Source organism: Paraburkholderia heleia NBRC 101817, assembly GCF_000739775.1.
In the GTDB taxonomy this organism is placed as follows: Bacteria; Pseudomonadota; Gammaproteobacteria; order Burkholderiales; family Burkholderiaceae; genus Paraburkholderia; species Paraburkholderia heleia.
In genome coordinates this window covers 88,609-102,878 of sequence record NZ_BBJH01000011.1, presented here as the reverse complement: position 1 = coordinate 102,878, position 14,270 = coordinate 88,609, and the positions used below count along the sequence as shown (strand labels likewise).

General features: G+C 65.4%; 13 protein-coding genes and 2 pseudogenes. 4 read left to right on the top strand and 11 right to left on the bottom strand.

From position 1 onward, the window contains the following. Positions 1 to 212 precede the first annotated feature (212 nt). Complete coding sequence (locus BHE01S_RS11940) at positions 213 to 455, top strand: hypothetical protein (protein WP_042264172.1); 243 nt, start codon at positions 213 to 215, stop codon at positions 453 to 455. Positions 456 to 544: 89 nt separating this feature from the next. Here BHE01S_RS11940 and BHE01S_RS36645 read toward each other — a convergent pair. Together BHE01S_RS36645 and BHE01S_RS11930 are read right to left on the bottom strand one after the other, a co-directional pair. Then, positions 545 to 936, bottom strand: a pseudogene (locus tag BHE01S_RS36645) (sulfatase-like hydrolase/transferase); the annotation flags it as partial. 137 nt (positions 937 to 1,073) lie between these two features. Next, positions 1,074 to 1,901, bottom strand: coding sequence for an SDR family oxidoreductase (locus BHE01S_RS11930; RefSeq protein ID WP_042264170.1), 828 nt, complete (start codon positions 1,899 to 1,901; stop codon positions 1,074 to 1,076). Between the two features lie 102 nt (positions 1,902 to 2,003). On the opposite strand from BHE01S_RS11930, the gene BHE01S_RS11925 reads away from it, so the two are divergent. After that, on the top strand, positions 2,004 to 2,918 hold the full coding sequence (locus BHE01S_RS11925; protein WP_042264084.1) for a LysR family transcriptional regulator: 915 nt from the start codon (positions 2,004 to 2,006) through the stop codon (positions 2,916 to 2,918). A 3-nt stretch (positions 2,919 to 2,921) separates the two neighbouring features. Here the strand turns inward: BHE01S_RS11925 and BHE01S_RS11920 are convergent, their stop codons facing one another. Both BHE01S_RS11920 and BHE01S_RS11915 read right to left on the bottom strand, forming a co-directional pair. Further along, positions 2,922 to 3,305 (bottom strand): alcohol dehydrogenase catalytic domain-containing protein, encoded by a 384-nt coding sequence (locus BHE01S_RS11920; protein WP_245639709.1) that lies wholly within the window; start codon positions 3,303 to 3,305, stop codon positions 2,922 to 2,924. 61 nt (positions 3,306 to 3,366) lie between these two features. Beyond that, a complete protein-coding gene (locus BHE01S_RS11915) occupies positions 3,367 to 3,813 on the bottom strand; it encodes an ester cyclase (protein ID WP_042264082.1) in 447 nt (148 codons plus the stop codon). A 113-nt stretch (positions 3,814 to 3,926) separates the two neighbouring features. Here BHE01S_RS11915 and BHE01S_RS11910 point away from each other — a divergent pair, with 113 nt between their 5' ends. Together BHE01S_RS11910 and BHE01S_RS39810 are read left to right on the top strand one after the other, a co-directional pair. After that, the gene (locus BHE01S_RS11910) at positions 3,927 to 4,838 is read left to right on the top strand and encodes a LysR family transcriptional regulator (protein ID WP_042264081.1); all 912 of its coding nucleotides are present in this window, start codon (positions 3,927 to 3,929) and stop codon (positions 4,836 to 4,838) included. A gap of 74 nt (positions 4,839 to 4,912) precedes the next feature. Next, positions 4,913 to 5,068: pseudogene (locus BHE01S_RS39810) on the top strand (NAD(P)/FAD-dependent oxidoreductase); the annotation flags it as partial. Positions 5,069 to 5,079: 11 nt separating this feature from the next. Here the strand turns inward: BHE01S_RS39810 and BHE01S_RS11905 are convergent. From BHE01S_RS11905 to BHE01S_RS11875, 7 genes are all read right to left on the bottom strand, one after another. Continuing rightward, positions 5,080 to 5,763, bottom strand: a complete 684-nt coding sequence (locus tag BHE01S_RS11905) for an HAD-IA family hydrolase (RefSeq protein ID WP_042264079.1) — start codon at positions 5,761 to 5,763, stop codon at positions 5,080 to 5,082. Continuing rightward, positions 5,753 to 8,113, bottom strand: coding sequence for an aldehyde dehydrogenase family protein (locus BHE01S_RS11900; protein WP_042264077.1), 2,361 nt, complete (start codon positions 8,111 to 8,113; stop codon positions 5,753 to 5,755). The genes BHE01S_RS11905 and BHE01S_RS11900 overlap by 11 nt, the downstream gene beginning before the upstream one ends. 86 nt (positions 8,114 to 8,199) lie before the next feature. Next, positions 8,200 to 9,219 (bottom strand): deoxyribose-phosphate aldolase, encoded by a 1,020-nt coding sequence (gene deoC / locus BHE01S_RS11895; protein ID WP_084068768.1) that lies wholly within the window; start codon positions 9,217 to 9,219, stop codon positions 8,200 to 8,202. A gap of 14 nt (positions 9,220 to 9,233) precedes the next feature. Next, positions 9,234 to 10,259 carry an ABC transporter permease gene (locus tag BHE01S_RS11890; protein ID WP_084068767.1) on the bottom strand — a complete coding sequence of 342 codons (1,026 nt, stop codon included), beginning with the start codon at positions 10,257 to 10,259 and terminating at the stop codon, positions 9,234 to 9,236. A gap of 2 nt (positions 10,260 to 10,261) precedes the next feature. Then, positions 10,262 to 11,749 carry a sugar ABC transporter ATP-binding protein gene (locus BHE01S_RS11885; protein WP_042264076.1) on the bottom strand — a complete coding sequence of 496 codons (1,488 nt, stop codon included), beginning with the start codon at positions 11,747 to 11,749 and terminating at the stop codon, positions 10,262 to 10,264. After that, positions 11,742 to 12,728 carry a sugar-binding transcriptional regulator gene (locus tag BHE01S_RS11880; RefSeq protein WP_042264075.1) on the bottom strand — a complete coding sequence of 329 codons (987 nt, stop codon included), beginning with the start codon at positions 12,726 to 12,728 and terminating at the stop codon, positions 11,742 to 11,744. The genes BHE01S_RS11885 and BHE01S_RS11880 overlap by 8 nt, the downstream gene beginning before the upstream one ends. After that, on the bottom strand, positions 12,725 to 14,242 hold the full coding sequence (locus BHE01S_RS11875; RefSeq protein WP_042264074.1) for an FGGY-family carbohydrate kinase: 1,518 nt from the start codon (positions 14,240 to 14,242) through the stop codon (positions 12,725 to 12,727). The genes BHE01S_RS11880 and BHE01S_RS11875 overlap by 4 nt, the downstream gene beginning before the upstream one ends. Positions 14,243 to 14,270: the final 28 nt, after the last annotated feature.

The window sequence follows — 14,270 nt, the reverse complement described above, 5'->3', positions numbered from 1 at the left end:
ATGTCGTTGCTCCACGGAGCCGATCCCGACGGGGCGGCGCATGTTTCTCCAGCCTTGTCGCCCGCAGAACGCGGACTTTGTTTCATCAGTATTTCGCGCGCTACCTGAGAAACTCAATACAGTGTTACGTATATCCGCCTAATCCCTCTGCTCTCGACTGCCGTTAAGCAAAGTGAGCAGATACGCATGCTCGCAACCTAAAGGAGATGTACATGAGCGTTTCTTCTGTTGGCGGCAACCAACAACTCCAACTCCCGGTTCAGACCGCGCACACGCAAACGGCACAACGCGGCGCGACGTCATCGGAAGCCCGGGAAGTCGGTCCTGATGTCGATGGAGACGGCGACGATGCGGGCGCAAAGGCGGTCAAGGCAGCCGCCACGCAGCCGGCGGCAACGCCGAGCGTGAACAGCAGTGGCCAGCAAGTCGGAACGATCATCAACGTCAAGGCCTGAGCGCGCGATTCATCTCAGCAAACGCAATGCCCGGTTGATGTTTCTCGCGGCCTGGATGCACCCATTCCAGGTCTTCGTTGACGTGTACCAGGCCCGTACACAGAATGGAGCTTCCAGTCGCGCCACTTCACGGCGTGAAGTTCATCCTTGATGTAGAAAAGAAATCGTTCGCGATTGGATACCGGTTTCGCACCGGTAAAAAATCGAGTTGCGAGACTCCATCGATCGGCCGGTCATCAGGCACCTTGCCACCGATCACTTCCGCAATCGTCGGCAAACGATCGACGACGTGAACAATCTGATTGTTCACGTCGACCGGAATCCTGCCGGGCCAGCGCGCAGTAAAAGGCACGCGCAGGCTGCCTTCCATCGCAGTATGGTAAGTCCCTGTCCAGGGGCCCGCCGTACCCCGATACGGCACGCGGAATTCGGGACCATTGTCGCTACAGAAAATGAACAGCGTGTCCGTATCGAGACGAAGCCGAAGCGGGCGAAGTTCATTTGAACGCGTGGCGCGAGTTCGCGCAGCTCGGGCGACATCGGCCGCCCATGCCTGTGAGCACATCGTGCAGGGCGCCTGCGCTTTGTCTCTCGCCTGTCGAATGGTTCACGATCCGGCTATGCCCGTTCCATCACCGAAAACGCGACCTCCTTTTGCGCCTGCAGAGCCACGAGCTGCGTTGTCAGCGACGCATATATCGCTTCGTAAGCGGATTTGCCAAGGGCAAGATGTAGCGGCGGGGAAGGACTATCGATCGCGGCGATCATTGCGTCGACCGTTTTGGCCGCGTCGGCAAATTCGAAATAACCGGTTTCGAGTGCGCGCCGTATTTCACCGACAGGCGTATCGTCGTACACGCGCATTGGCACCGCGCGGTCGAGACCGGCGCCGAAGTTGGTGCGCGTCGGACCAGGCTCCATGATCACAAAGTCGATGCCGAACGGGCCGACTTCCTGCGCGGCAGCTTCGACAAATCCTTCGATGCCCCATTTGGTCGCGTGGTAGAGGCTGAAAGCCGGATAGCTGATCCGGCCGCCTTCCGACGACACCTGCACGATCCGTCCGCCGCCCTGTTCCCGCAGACGGGGAATAACCGCGCGGATCAACTGGATTGACCCGGTCAGATTCGTCTCGATCTGACGTGCGATTTGCGCGTCGTCGAGTTCTTCGGCCGCGCCGAAAAGGCCATAGCCCGCATTGCTGACGACGACATCGATGCGTCCGAAAGCAGCAAACGCCCGCCCGACGGCAGTTCTGGTTGCATCGACGTCCGTCAGGGCACATTCGGCGACCTCCAGGCGGTCTCCATGTTGCCTGCGTAGAACGTCCAATGCGCCATGCGTGCGCAGCGTCGCGACCACGCTGTCGCCGCGTGCCAGCAGCTTCTCCGTCAATCCACGTCCGAGGCCGCTCGATGCGCCCGTGATCAGCCAGTTCTTCGTCATGCCCATTTCTCCGTTGGAAAGGATCATCCGTTCATGCTAGAACATCGGTATTCGTCGGAGAAGTCAGGTTAATCGGCATCACGTGTTGAAGGAAATTCACCAATGGGAAAGCCGACTCTCAACGATTTACGGGCATTCATGGTCGTCGCTGCGCGGCGCAGTTTTGTGCAGGCCGCTGGCGAACTGGGCGTGTCGCGTTCTGCGCTGAGCCATGCGATGCGTGGGCTCGAGAACGATTTGAACGTGCGCTTGCTGCACCGGACCACGCGTAGCGTATCGCTGACTGAAGCGGGGCACGGTCTGCTGGCACGTCTGCATCCTGTGCTGAGCGATCTCGATCGCGCACTCGACGATGTCGCGCGGGACGATGAGGCGCTTCGCGGGACACTGCGCATCAATGGAAGCGAAGGGGCGATTCGTCAATTGCTTCAGACAGTCGTGCCGCGCTTTATGGCGAAATATCCGCAGATGGAACTGGATCTCGTCTCGGACGGACGTTTCGTCGATATCGTGGCGGAAGGCTTCGATGCAGGTGTGAGGCTCGGTGAAGCTGTACCCAAGGACATGATCGGGGTGCGGATCAGCGAGGACTTTCGCTTTCTTGCAGTCGCGTCGCCTCGTTACCTGCGCAAATATGGCCAACCGGGCACGCCGGAAGAATTGCAGTGGCATCGCTGCATTCGCCAACGCCTGCCGGGTGGAAAACGCTACCGGTGGGAGTTCGCGCGTCACGGTCACGCCTTCACGATCGATCCGCCCGGCGCGCTCACGATGGACAGCAATACGTTGATGATCGAGGCAGCATTGAGGGGGCTCGGCATTGCATACGTGCCCGAGACCTATGCGCGCGACGCGATGGCTCGCAAGCGGCTCGTTGCGGTGCTCGACGACTGGTGCCCAGTCGTCCCCGGGCTGTTCCTGTATTTTTCCGGGAGCCGGCACATACCCGCCGGGCTGCGGGCATTCGTTGATCTCGCGCGGCACGCGCCTGGCAACGAGTCCGGCCGTTCGACATAGCCTTCACGTATGCCGGGGTGTCGTGGTCAGGCGCCTGCCGACGCCACCGGCCGCCGCATGGATCAGCACGCGCTGCCCGAACGCGCCGCCCGCGCCCGGCTTGCTGCGGCCGAACACGCGGTCGCCCGGTTGCAGATGCGCGACCTGGGCGCCGACCGCTTCGACCACGCCGCTGAAATCGTTGCCGGGAATGTGAGGAAGGGTGACGGGGAAGACCTGCTGCATGTAGCCCGCGACTATCTTGAGGTCCAACGGATTGACGCCTGCCGCTTCGATACGGACAGTGGCTTCATCGGGCTGCATGTCCCGGAGCGCGGTCTCACCGATGCTGATGACATCGGGACCGCCGAAGGTGTTGAGGAGTGCTGCTTTCATGGTTGGCTTCATGGCGATGCTCAAGGGTTCTTGCCAGGGATTCCGCAGTTCAGGAATTCGGGAATGAGGGCGTTCAGCCTTGCGCCGGAAACTGGCCGAGTTCAAGGAACAGGCCGAACCAGTCCTCCATGTGCCACGTGGTGATCACGCGCTTGCCGTCCAGCGCGTGAAATTCGTGCAGGCGGAAGCTGACCTGCTTGCCGGTCGGCGCGATGCCGAACAGTTCGCCCCGATGCGTGCCGGTGATTTCGGCACGCACCGCGATCTGTCCCGGCACCTGGATCATGTCGTGGATGACGATGCGCACGTCGGGGAAGGCTTGCGCGAAACTGCGGATGATCGGCTTGATGCCGTCCGGTCCGGGACCCTGGCCCGGCGCAAGCGGAATGTCGGCCCAATCAGGGGCGAGCACAGTGTCGACAAGATCGGGATCGTTGTCGCTGAAGGCGCGGTACAGCGTTTCCACGGCCAGGCGTTCGATGCGCAGGCGCTCGGCGAAGTGCGGTTCGACGGTGTTCATGGTTTTGCTCTCGTAGTTGCGTTGTCGTGACGTTGTGAATGGGAACGACGAGAGTGTGCGACGCACGGTAAAATCCGTCCAACAAATAACCTGTATGAATCACTATTCGGTTTATGGATTTTCATGGAATCGATCTGAACCTGCTCGCCGCCTTCGATGCCTTGATGAGCGAGCGCAATGTCACCCGTGCGGCCACGCAGGTCGGCGTGAGTCAGCCGGCGATGAGCGCGGCGTTGTCCCGGCTTCGTACCCTCCTCGGCGATCCGCTGTTTTTGCGCAGCGCGGATGGCCTGCTGCCCACGCCGCGCGCACGCGAACTGGCTGATCCCGTTTCGCAGGCGCTGCGGCAGATCGAAGCCACCCTGGTGAAGAAGCCGGCATTCGTGCCCGGCGAGGCGGTGCTCACGTTCAACCTGGGATTGTCGGACTACCCGGCGTTCGTGCTGCTGCCCGCGCTGTTGGAAGCGCTCGGCGAACAGGCGCCCGGGATCGCAATCAACGTGCATGCTTTCAATGACCGCGACCATGCCGTGGACCTGCTCGACGCGGGCGTGATCGATGCGGCCATCGGTGTGCTGCCCACGCACCCGGAGGGCCGGATCCTCACGCGTCCGATCCTGCGCGACGAGTTCGTGACGATCGTCGCGAGTCATCATCCGGCGGCGCGGCGCGGCATGAACATGAAGACCTATCTGTCGCTGCCGCATGCGCTGGTGTCGCCCGAAGGGCAACGGCACGGTCTGGTGGATCAGGCGCTGGCGCAACAGGGCAAGCAGCGCACGCTCGCGCTGACGCTACCGCAAATGTTCGCGGTGCCGGCGGTTGTCGCGCGCACGGGCATGACCGCCACGGTCATGAAACGGATCGCGCTCAATTCGCCCGCGGGCCACAAGCTCGCCTTGTTTGCACCGCCCATGCCGCTGCCGGAGATCGTCTTTCACGTAATCTGGCATCGGCGCAGCGAAGGCAATCTCGCGCAGCAATGGCTGCGAGCACTGATCGAATCAGTGGCGCATGCACTATGACGACCCGCATCGGCCCTGTTGCAGTCACCTTCGGCTTCCAGAAATGCCGCCGCAAGGTGGGCATTCACAGCGAGTTCGACGAAGGTCCGATAGGCCCCGTTATCCGCTGCGACGACTGGAAGCAGACTAGCGTTCCTGGCGTGTTCGCCGCTGGCGATGCCGCTAGCGTATGGTCCAACGCGACATTCGCCGCGGCGGCCGGCGTTGCAGCGCATCGCTCGCTCATCTGGGTTTGTAAGGCTCAGCGCGCGGGCAAGCCCCACGCGGCCGGGTCGAAGCGGTCGAGCGCATCGAGAATAGCGTCCGCGCTCGCGTAACGCTCGCGGTCCATCGCGGGGTCGGGTACGGCTATCACGCGCATGCCCGCCGCGCGCGCGGCCATCACGCCGAACGGCGAATCTTCGAGCACGAGCGCTTCGTGCGGCGCCACGCCCAGCCGCCGCGCCGCGACAAGAAAGATGTCGGGCGCGGGCTTGGCCGCGTGCACCTCGGGGTCGTCGGCGGTCACGATCGCGTCGAACCGCGCGAACCACTCGCGATGCCGCGACGTTTTCAGATCGAAGTACGCGCGCGTCGAACTCGTGCCCACCGCAATGGGCACGCCGTGCGCCGCGAGATGACGCACGAGCGCCGCCGCATGCGGCTTCGCGGGCGCGGCCGCGAATTGCGCGCACAACAGTGGCTCGCGCTCGGCGAGAAATTCGTCGGCCGTGATCGGCAGCGCGAGCGCCTCTACCACGTATTCGGCGAGTTCGCGTGCGCCGCGCCCGATCGTATGCTGCTTCACCTCCCAGCCGAACACCTTGCCGAAGCGGCTCGCGATGGTTTGCGTGACGTCGGTGTAAATGCCTTCGGTGTCGAGCAGCAGGCCGTCCATGTCGAAGATCACCGCGCGCACGGCGCCGCCCGCGTTCTCAATCGCCATACGGCACCCAGATGTTTTTCACCTGCAACGCGCGCCGCGCAAATTCCTCGCTGGCCGTCGACACGTCCTGCGCGGCGTCGAATGCGCTCGCCCACACCGGCTTGAGATTGCCCGCCGATTCCGCCTCCGCCGCCGCGAGCCCGGCCGCCTCGCCCGCATACCAGAGCGCATCCACGTCCTGATGGCCCGCGAGCGCGCGCGTGAGTTCGGGCGCCGGCCCGCTGACCAGATTGACGACGCCGCCCGGCACATCGCTCGTTTCGAGCCACGCATACACGTCGGCGGCGACGAGCGGATGCGCGCGCGAGGTCACCGCCACCACGCGATTGCCGAGTGCGATGGCGGGCGCAATCAGCGCGATCAATCCGGCGAGCGGCGCGGCATCCGGGCAGACGATGCCAATCACGCCCCACGGCTCGTTCATCGCGAGCGTGACGTTGCGCGTGACGGTGGAATGCACACGGCCATCGACTTTATCGGCAAGCGCGGCATAGCGGAACAGCGCGCGCACGCTGCGCTCGACTTCGGTGGCGGCATCGCCGGCACTGCAAGACGTGTGCGCGGCCAGCAGCGACGTGAATGCATCCTTGCGGGCCGCGAGATTTTCCGCCAGATAGTAGACGACCTGGGCGCGCGCATGTCCCGTCATCGAGGACCACGCACCGGCCTTGCGCGCCGCTTCCACGGCGTTGCGTACGTCCTTGCGGCCGCCGAGCGGGGCGAAGCCGAGCGTCTTGCCTTGCGCGTCGCGCACGGCGTAGCTGTAGCCCGAATCGGGACGCGTCTGCTTGCCGCCGATATACAGTTTGGCCGTGCGATCGACGCCATCGCCCGCGAACGGGGCCTCGGGCACGGGTGTGGGTATCAACGCAGGCATCGGTATGGTAGCGGCGTTGGCCCGCGCGCCGCGCGAAGCCTTTTCCACGAGATATTCGAGCATGCCTTCGCGCCCACCCTCGCGGCCGTAACCGCTCTCGCGATAGCCGCCGAAGCCCGCCGCCGCGTCGAACTGATTCGCGCTGTTGACCCACACCACGCCCGCTTTCGCGGCGGCGGCCACGGCCAGCGCACGCGTCATGTTCTCGGACCACACCGAAGCCGCGAGCCCGTAACGCGTGTCGTTGGCGAGCGCCACGGCTTCTTCAGAGGTCCGAAACGTGCTCGATGTCACCACCGGCCCGAAGATCTCCTCGCGCACGAGCACCGACGACGTTTCCACCTCGGTGACGAGAGTCGGCGGATAGAAGAAGCCGGTTTCGCGCGCGGCGTACGGCGCCTGATAGCAGCTTGCGCCTTCCGCAATGCCGCGCTCCACGAGCGAGCCGATGCGTTCGAGTTGCACGCGCGCGACAATCGCGCCGATATCCGTCGATTTGTCGAGCGGATCGCCCACGCGCAGGCTGCCCATGCGCGTCCTGAGCTTGTGGTGGAATGCCTGCGCCACGCCTTCCTGCACGAGAATGCGCGAGCCTGCGCAGCACACCTGGCCCTGGTTGAACCAGACCGAGTCCACCACGCCTTCCACGGCCGCGTCCAGATCGGCGTCCTCGAACACGACGAACGGCGACTTGCCGCCCAGTTCGAGCGAGAGCTTCTTGCCCGTGCCCGCCGTCGCGCGGCGAATCGCGCGGCCCACTTCCGTGGAACCCGTGAACGCGATCTTGTCGATATCGGCGTGCTGCACGAGCGCGGCGCCCGTTTCGCCGTCTCCCGTCACCACGTTGACGACGCCCGGCGGCACGCCCACTTCGCGGCAAATCTCCGCGAACGCAAGCGCCGTGAGCGGCGTGAATTCGGCCGGTTTGAGCACCACGGTGTTGCCCGCCGCAAGCGCGGGCGCGATCTTCCATGCGAGCATCAGCAGCGGAAAATTCCACGGAATGATTTGCCCGCACACGCCCAGTGCCTCGTGGCGCGGGAACTCGCTCGCGAGCAATTCCGCCCAGCCCGCGTGGTGATAGAAGTGGCGCGCGACGAGCGGCACGTCGATATCGCGCGACTCGCGAATCGGCTTGCCGTTGTCGAGCGTTTCCAGCACGGCGAGAAAGCGCGCGTGCTTCTGCACGTGGCGCGCAATCGCGTAAAGCAGGCGCGCGCGTTCGTGGCCCGGCGTCGCGGACCAGCCAGCGAACGCGCGGCGGGCGGCGCTCACGGCGGCGTCCACGTCGGCGGCGCTGCCTTGCGCCACGTGAGCGAGCAGCGTTTCGTCGGCGGGATTGCGCACTTCGAACCATGCCTCTTGTGCGGGCGCGGCAAACCCGCCGTCGATGAAGTGCGGGAAGCGCCGCTCATGCCGGTCGAGCCAGGCGAGGACGATATCGGCGCTTTCCGGCGCAGGACCGTAATCCATGGTGGCCAAAATATCCTTTAGGATAGCTGATGAATGATTCATGAAGATGTCCTGTCAAGACTTGAGCAATGCGCGAGAGTGGTGCGTCAGGCCATGCTGTGCCGATGCAGCGCCGAATAATGTCCGGTCACGAAATGTTCGAGCTGGCGTTCGAGATCGGCGAGCAACGAGCTTGCGCCGATACGGAATAACGCCGGGTCGAGCCATGCATGGCCCAGTTCCTCCTTCATGAGCACGAGCCAGTTCACGGCTTCCTTCGCGGTGCGCAAGCCGCCCGCCGGTTTGAATCCCACCCTGCAGCCGGCGAGCGCTTCGTAGTCTCGAATCGCGCGGCACATCACGAGGCTGACGGGCAGCGTGGCGTTCACATCTTCCTTGCCCGTGGAAGTCTTGATGAAATCGGCGCCCGCCATCATCGCGACCATGCTCGCGCGGTACACGTTGCGCAGCGTCTTCAGGTCGCCGGTAGCGAGAATCGCCTTCAGATGCGCCTCGCCGCACGCTTCGCGCATCTGGCGCACTTCGTCGTAAAGCGCGCTCCAGTTTTGCAGCAACACGTATTCGCGCGTGATGACGATATCGATCTCGCGCGCACCTTCGCTCACGGCATAGCGAATTTCCTCGAGACGCTGCTTGAGCGGTGTGAGCCCCGCCGGAAAACCCGTCGCCACCGATGCGACCGGAATGCCCGAACCTTCGAGCGCCTGCACGGCTGTGCGCACCATGGTCGGATAAACGCAAACGGCGCCTGTCGTGGGCGGCGCGTCTTCGAGACCGAGCGCGCTCACGATGTCGTCGCGCAACGGGCGGCGCGCTTTCGCGCACAAGCGGCGCACGCGGCCCGGCGTGTCGTCGCCGGCGAGCGTCGTGAGGTCGATGCATTGAATCGCCCTCACCTGCCACGCGGCCTGCCACACTTTCTTGACCGAGCGGCGCGCGCCGAGCGAGTCGCTGCGGCGCTGCGCGGCAGGCGCGTTCACCTGCGGCAGCAGCACTGCGTCGAGCGCGAGCGGCATGCCCGCGTTGCGCGGCGGATGTAATTCGTGGTCCGATACAATGTCGATGGAAGCGGAAGGCGTCGGCGCCGGGGCGCGTCGGCGATCCATGCGATCTCTGGCGGTCATGTGCGCCCCGCGTAATGGTCGATGAGTCGGTTGAGCAAAATGGCGAGCACGATAATCACGCCGGTGATGGTCATCTGATAGAACGAGCCGAGTCCCACCAGATTGAAGATGTTGCGCAGCACTTGCAGCAGCATCACGGCCACCGCCGTGCCGAGCATGCCGCCGCGGCCGCCGAAGAGGCTCGTGCCGCCCAGCACCACGGCGGCGATGGCGTCGAGCTCCATGCCTTGCGCCGATGTCGGCTGGCCGATGTGCAGGCGCGAGGTGAGCAGGATGCCGCCGAACGCCGCGAGCAAGCCGGAGATGGCGAACACGGCGATCGACACGGCGCGCACCGGCACGCCCGAGAGCCGCGCGGCTTCCACGTTGCCGCCTGTCGCCAGCACGTATTCGCCGAACACGGTGTAGCGCAGCACGAGTCCGCCGACGATCGCCACGCCGATGAACAGCAGACCCATCACCGGAAACATGAGCGTCGTGCCGGGAACGAGCGGCACCATGGCCGAGCCGATCGCGCTGAAGCCTTCGGGCAAGCCGCCGATCGGCGAGCCGTCGGAAAGCAGGAACGTCGCGCCGCGAAACGAAACCAGACCCGCGAGCGTGATGATGAAGCTGGGCACCTTGCCATACACGGCGATGCCGCCCATCAGCGCGCCCGCCGCGAGACCGAGGCCGAGCGAGATGGGCACCGCGAGCCACGGCGACATGCCGCCTTGCAGCAGCACGGCCACGACAATGCCTGCGAACGCCGAAAGGCTGCCCACCGAAAGGTCGATGTTCGCGGTGAGAATCACGAACGTCATGCCCACCGCGACGATGCCCACCACCGCCGCCTGCTGGAACAGATTGGCGATGTTGCCGAAGGTGAGAAAGTCGCTCGACAGCGACGTGGCGATGCCTACCGCAAGCAGAAAGATGAGGATGAAGTTGTAGCGCAGCGCCCAGTCGATCAGCGTGCGCGTGCCGATGCTGCGCTGCGACTCGCCGCCCGGCGGCATGATGTCCTTCGAAGTCGTATCCATGTTCAGGCCCTTCTCCCGGTGATGGTCGCCTGCTGGATCTCGCGGCTCGTTGCCACGGCCGGATCGAAACAGACGGTATTCCTGCCTTCGTGAATCACCCATATGCGGTTGCAGTTCGCGTAGAGTTCCTCGAGTTCGCTGCTGGCCACGAGAATGGCTGCGCCTTCCTGCGCGAGACCGCGCGCGAGCCGGTACAGGTCCGCTTTTGCGCCGATGTCGAGGCCGCGGCTCGGTTCGTCGAGCAGCAGCAACTGCGCGCCGTCGAGAATCCACTTCGCCACCACGACCTTCTGCTGATTGCCGCCCGAAAGCTGGCGCACGGGTTGCGCAACCGACCCGAAGCGCGTTTGCAACTGCTTCAGCACGGGCTGCGTTTGCGCCTTCATGCGCCGGTGCGAAAGCCAGCGTTGCCGCCGGATGCGCGCAAGCGTTGCATTGCGATAGATCGGCGCGTCGAGCACCAGCCCCTCGGTCTTGCGGTTCTCGGGCACGAGTCCCACGCCGCGCCGGATCGCATCCTGCGCGTGGCGCGGGCGATACGGCGCGCCGAACAGCTCCACGTCGCCGCTCGCGCGCGTCACACCGAACAGCGCCTTGAGCAGCGTCGTGCGCCCCGCGCCGTTCAGGCCCGCCAGCCCGACCACTTCGCCGCGCCGCACTTCGAGATCGCGAATCGACAAGCCGGCAGGACCGTCGAGCCGCTTCACGCGCAGCGCGAACGCTTCTTCGGGCGGCGCGAATTCGCCGCGTTCGAGCAGCGCATGACTGTCGCCGACCACGGCGCTCACGAGCGCGGCTTCGTCGACGGCGGCCACGTCGAAGGTTTCCACCGTGCGGCCCGAACGCAACACCGTCACGCGGTCGCCGATCTCGCGAATCTCGTTCAGGCGATGGCTCACGTAAAGCACGGCCACGCCGTCGGCCGTGATTTCGCGGATCACCTGAAAGACCTTTTCGAGTTCCGTTTCGTTGAGCGCGGCCGAAGGCTCGTCCATTACGACGATGCGCGCCGAAGCCGTGAGCGCGCGCGCGATTGCCGCGAGCTGCTGATTGGCGATGGACAGCGTTTCCACGCGCGCCGTGAGCGGAAAAGTGGCGCCCACGCGAGCGAGCGCGGCCGCCGCGAGCACGCGCCGCCTCTTGCGCGAGACGATGCCGAAGCGGCGCGGCGTGTGCCCGAGCAGCAGGTTTTCCTCGACCGTCATCTGCGCAATCAGGTCGAGTTCCTGGTAGATCATGGCGATCCCGTTCGCGCTCGCCTCGTGCGGGCTGCGCAAATCCACGCGCCGGCCGTCGATTTCCATCGTGCCCGTGTCGGGACGATGCACGCCCGCGACGATCTTGAGCAGCGTGCTCTTGCCTGCGCCGTTCGCGCCCAGCAGGCAGTGCACCTCGCCGGGGCGCACTTGCAGCGAGGCGTCGACGAGCGCGGCCACATTGGGCGGAAAGCGCTTCGCGACGTGGCTCACATCGAGTACGTAATCACTCATCGCCGTGCTCCATGAGAAAGTTCGCCGTGGCTTCGTCGGTGGCGAGCACGTTCACGTAGCCCGCGCGCACCGCCGCACGCGCCACGCGATGCTTGCCCGCGCCCACGCAAACGCCGATCGCATATGGCTTGTCGCGCAGTTTCTCGGGGCGCAGGCCGATGGTGCGATTGTCGATTTCGGGCGCGACTATTTCGCCGCGCTCGTCGATGAAGCGGCCCAGAATGTCGCCCACGGCGCCGCGTTTCGCGAGATCGCGCATGATCGCGGCATCCACGTAACCCGACTCGACCAGCACCGAACGCTCGGAAAGCTCGCCCAGACTGAAGCACGCCACCGGCGTTTCCTCGGCGAGACGCAGCACGTCGGCGATGATGTGGTCCTGCTCGATGGCCTCGCGCGTGCGTTCGCTGCCGAGCATCGCGGGCACCGGCAGCAAGGTGGCGTGACCGTTGCCCGCATGCGCGAAGCGCTCGGCCACGTTATTGGTCTGCTCGGCCACGTTGCGGATATTGATCGCGCCGTTGAGCAGCACCACGTGCACGCCGTCGTTCCAGCGCGGCGGCAGCCATTGCGCCATCTTCATCATCGTGCGGCCCCACGACACGCCCACGAGCGGCGCCTGCAACGCCGCAAGATAGCGTCCCGCCGCCTGCGTGACGACGTTGAGCTGCACGTCTTCGTCGCCGTTGGTGGCGAGTACGATGGCTTCGCGCAGATTGAAGCGGCGCTGCAACTGCGCTTCGAGATGCGGCAGGCGCGGCGTGCGCGGGATGATCTCGATGCGCACGATGCCTACCTCGCGCGCCTCGCGCAAAAGACGCGCGACTTGCCAGCGCGTGAGGCCGGTTTCCTTCGCGATGTCGTTCTGGGTTTTTTCGAGGTCGTAATAGAGCTTGGCGACTTGCGCCATCAGTTCCTCGCGCTGGGCGTCGGTGCCGAGGCGCGCGGGCAAGGCGTCGTTGCTGGAAGCCTGGTTCATGCAGCCGTCCTGATGCAGTCGAATTCCAGCGGCCGGCGCGAGACGATCGGGCCGACGGCATCGGTCGCCTCGCGATAACGCTCGAGCAGCCGCTGATATTGCTCGAACGCTTCCATGTCGGGGTTCATGCGCTCGCCGTGCGCCGCGAAGCTTTCCACCGCTTCGCGCAGTTGCGCGCATTCGCCTGCGGCGCACGCAGCCGAAGCCGCTGCGCCGATCAGCGTGAGATTGTCGTGCGCCACGACGTCGAACGGAACCCCGGTCGCGTCGATGGTGGCGCGCAGCCAGAGTGGATTCTTCTGGAAGCCGCCCGCCGCGATCACGCGCCGCACGCCGATGCCCGACTGGCGCAGCGTGTGCAGCACATTCGCCGAGCCGAGCGCGATGGCTTCGAGCGACGCGCGATACACGTCCTTGCGGTCGTGGTTGAGCGAGAGGCCGAGAATCGCGCCGCGCAGTTCCGACGAGCGATACGGCGTGCGATTGCCCATCCAGTAATCGAGCACGAGCAGGCCCGTGGCGCCGGGCTCCATCTGCGAGGCTTCGCGGATCAGCGCCTGATGACCGGCGTCGTCGAGACCGAACATCTGGTGCGCGAGCCAGTGCAGGATCGAGCCCGCCGACACCTGCCCGCCTTCGAGCAGCCACGGCCCGTCGATCAGCGCGTTCGGATAGGGTCCCCACATGCCGGGCACGTCCACGCGTTCGGGAATGTGCATGAGCTGCACGATGGAGGTGCCGCCGATGAACAGCATGTCGCCGGGCTGCGTCGCGCCGGCGCTCAGCATGGCCATGTGCGCGTCGATGCCGCCTTGTGCGACCACGGGCGCGCCGCTCACGCCCAGATGCGCGGCCGCCGCCGCCGTGAGCGTGCCCACGCGGGCGCCCACGCGCACCACTTCGGGCGGCAGCTTCTGCGCGAGATCGGGCACGCCCAGCCGCTCGTAGAGATCGAGCGGAAAGGTTTGATTCACCGAATCGTAATTCCACTTGCAGGTCGCGTTGAGCTGCGACGCGACCCAGCGGCCCGTGAGCCAGTAATTCACAAGATCGACGGCTTCGCAGATGCGCGCCGCGCGCGCGTACACCTCGGGTTCATAGCGCGCGAGCCAGATCGCCTTCGGCACCAGCCACTCCACAGCGTCGCCGCCTTCGCTCATCATCGGGTGACGCACGGCGCGCGTGCCGTTGGCCTCCTCGCCCGCGCGGCAATCCATCCACAGCAGCGCGGGACGCAGCGGCGTGCCGTCCTCCTGCGCGGCCACCACCGTCGACGACGTGGTCGCCACGCACACGCCCGCGATGGCTGGATTGCCCGCGAGCGCCATCAACTCGCGGCACGCCTCGCCCGCCGCCTGCCACCACGCGAGCGGCGACTGTTCCGCCCAGCCAGGGCGCGGATACGTCGTGGCGTAGCGCGCTTCGGTCACGCGCAGCAGCTTGTGCGCGCGGGCGTCGTACAAGCCCGCGCGCACCCCGCCCGTGCCGAAATCGAGCCCAAGCAATAACGACATCCTGTCTCCTCCTGTTTCCCGGCCGAGC